2 protein-coding genes and 1 pseudogene are annotated in these 2504 nt (G+C 62.5%); all 3 read left to right on the top strand.

Going from position 1 to position 2504, the window contains the following annotated elements; genetic code table 11:
• Positions 1-182: 182 nt before the first annotated feature.
• Positions 183-1580 carry a class II fumarate hydratase gene (fumC, locus tag EN906_RS30660; protein ID WP_127272767.1) on the top strand — a complete coding sequence of 466 codons (1398 nt, stop codon included), beginning with the start codon at positions 183-185 and terminating at the stop codon, positions 1578-1580.
• A 235-nt stretch (positions 1581-1815) separates the two neighbouring features.
• Positions 1816-2234, top strand: a pseudogene (locus tag EN906_RS30655) (DoxX family protein).
• A gap of 154 nt (positions 2235-2388) precedes the next feature.
• The coding region (locus tag EN906_RS30650; RefSeq protein ID WP_127375632.1) for a DoxX family membrane protein at positions 2389-2504 on the top strand (116 nt) is incomplete at its 3' end.

Raw genomic sequence — 2504 nt, 5'->3', positions numbered from 1 at the left:
CTTCCGGCGGCGATAAGAGGTCACGCCCGGTCGAACCGACCCCCTCTGTCGCCTTCGGCGACATCTCCCCTCGAGGGGGGAGATCACCTTCAACCGATTTGCATCAATCCCCTCCGCAATCTCCGCTTGAAGCCGTTTGTGCAACGCGATACGCCGTTGCCGACTTCGACAAGGAGAGACCCGTGACCGCTGCAAATACCAGAACCGAAACCGACACGTTCGGTCCCATCGAAGTTGCCGCCGACCGGTACTGGGGCGCGCAGGCGCAGCGTTCGCTCGGCAATTTCAAGATCGGCTGGGAGAAGCAGCCGGCGTCGATCGTGCGCGCGCTGGGCATCGTCAAGCGGGCGGCGGCCGAAGCCAACATGGAGCTCAAGCGGCTTGATCTTTCCATCGGCAAGACGATTGTCGAGGCGGCGCAAGAGGTCATCGACGGCAAGCTCGACGACCATTTCCCGCTGGTGGTCTGGCAGACCGGCTCGGGCACGCAGTCCAACATGAACGCCAATGAGGTGATCTCCAACCGTGCGATCGAGATGCTGGGCGGCGTCATGGGTTCCAAGAAGCCGGTGCATCCCAACGATCACGTCAATATGAGCCAGTCGTCGAACGACACCTATCCGACGGCCATGCACATCGCCTGCGCCGAACGCATCGTGCACGATCTGTTGCCGGCGCTGAAGCATCTGCACAAGGCGCTCGCCGCCAAGAGCAGAGAGTTCAATCACATCATCAAGATCGGCCGCACGCACACACAGGACGCCACCCCGCTAACGCTTGGCCAGGAGTTTTCGGGCTATGCAGCGCAGGTCGCCTCGTCGATCAAGCGCATCGAGCTGACATTGCCCGGCCTGCAGGAGCTGGCGCAGGGCGGCACCGCCGTCGGCACCGGCCTCAACGCGCCGGTCGGCTTCGCCGAAAGGGTGGCGGATCGCATCGCCAGCATTACGGGCATCGCCTTCGTCACCGCGCCGAACAAATTCGAGGCGCTGGCGGCCCATGATTCCATGGTGTTTTCGCACGGCGCCATCAATGCGGCGGCCGCCGCACTGTTCAAGATCGCCAACGACATCCGTTTCCTCGGTTCCGGCCCGCGTTCGGGCCTCGGCGAGCTGTCGCTGCCGGAAAACGAACCGGGCTCGTCGATCATGCCGGGCAAGGTCAACCCGACCCAATGCGAGGCGCTGACGCAGGTCTGCGTGCAGGTGTTCGGCAACAATGCGGCGCTCACCTTCGCCGGCAGCCAGGGTCATTTCGAGCTCAACGTCTACAACCCTCTGATGGCCTACAATTTCCTGCAGTCGGTGCAGTTGCTCTCCGACGCCTCGGTCTCCTTCACCGACAATTGCGTTGTCGGCATCGAGGCCCGCGAAGACAACATCAAGGCGGCACTCGACCGCTCGCTGATGCTGGTGACGGCGCTGGCGCCGACCATCGGCTACGACAATGCCGCCAAGATCGCCAAGACCGCGCACAAGAAGGGCACCACGCTGCGCGAGGAAGCGCTCGCCACCGGGCTGGTCAGCGAAGCCGATTACGACCGGCTGGTGCGGCCGGAGGACATGACGCATCCGGGGTAGTCAATTCCAGGAAAAGTGTCTTGCGGTTTTCGGTCCGGAATTGCGTCAACCAAAAGCCCGGTATTTCGTGACGGGAGAATTTACTTCCGTCACGACGTGACCCGAAGCGAATTTTGCGCAGGCCGCCCGATCACGGAACGTAAGTACTGTGAACAATGTGTCGCCAGTCTGGTGGCTTTGGTGAACAGTCGGCTTGCTCTATCTCCCCGGTATCAACCCATCCCGGAGAGCCACAATGTCCATCAACACTTCAGTCGCCGGTTCCGGCGCATCCAATGCCTCGACCACCATCCTCCTCGGCCGCGTCCTGCTTGCCGTCATCTTCCTGCTTTCAGGCTTCGGCAAGCTGACCGCCATCGCCGGCAGGCGGGCTATTTCGGTGCCCTCGGCCTGCCCTTGCCGACCGTAACGGCCATTGTCGTCGGCCTGATCGAGCTTCTCGGCGGCCTCGCCATCCTCGTCGGCTTCAAGACCCGGATTGTTGCCTGGGTGCTGGCGATCTTCACCGTCGCCACCGGTTTGGTCGCCCATACCGGTTGGGCCGACCAGATGCAGATGATCCAGTTTCTCAAGAACCTCGCCATTGCGGGCGGCTTCCTCGTGCTGGCTGCCTCGGGCGCCGGCGCCTATTCGATCGACGCCAAGCGCGGCTGAGCCAAAAACTGGCAATAGCCGAACAAAAAGCGGCGCGGAATTTTCCGTGCCGCTTTTTCGTTATCGGTGTATGCCCGCCGATCTGCTGGCCGGAGTTTTCTGCTAGGATAGGGGCTATCGGGACGAAGCCGGCCGGCGGCCGAGGGAGGTGAACATGCCCCGCAACGCGCTGCTCCTGCTCTCCCGGCTGCTGCTCGCCGCCCTGTTCGTGCCCTCCGGTTTCCAGGCATTGAGCGACATAGCCGGCACCACAGGCTATTTCGTAAACCT

This window comes from Mesorhizobium sp. M7A.F.Ca.CA.004.06.1.1, from assembly GCF_003999135.1.
Taxonomy (GTDB): domain Bacteria; phylum Pseudomonadota; class Alphaproteobacteria; order Rhizobiales; family Rhizobiaceae; genus Mesorhizobium.
This window is presented reverse-complemented; position numbering and strand designations above follow the sequence as displayed.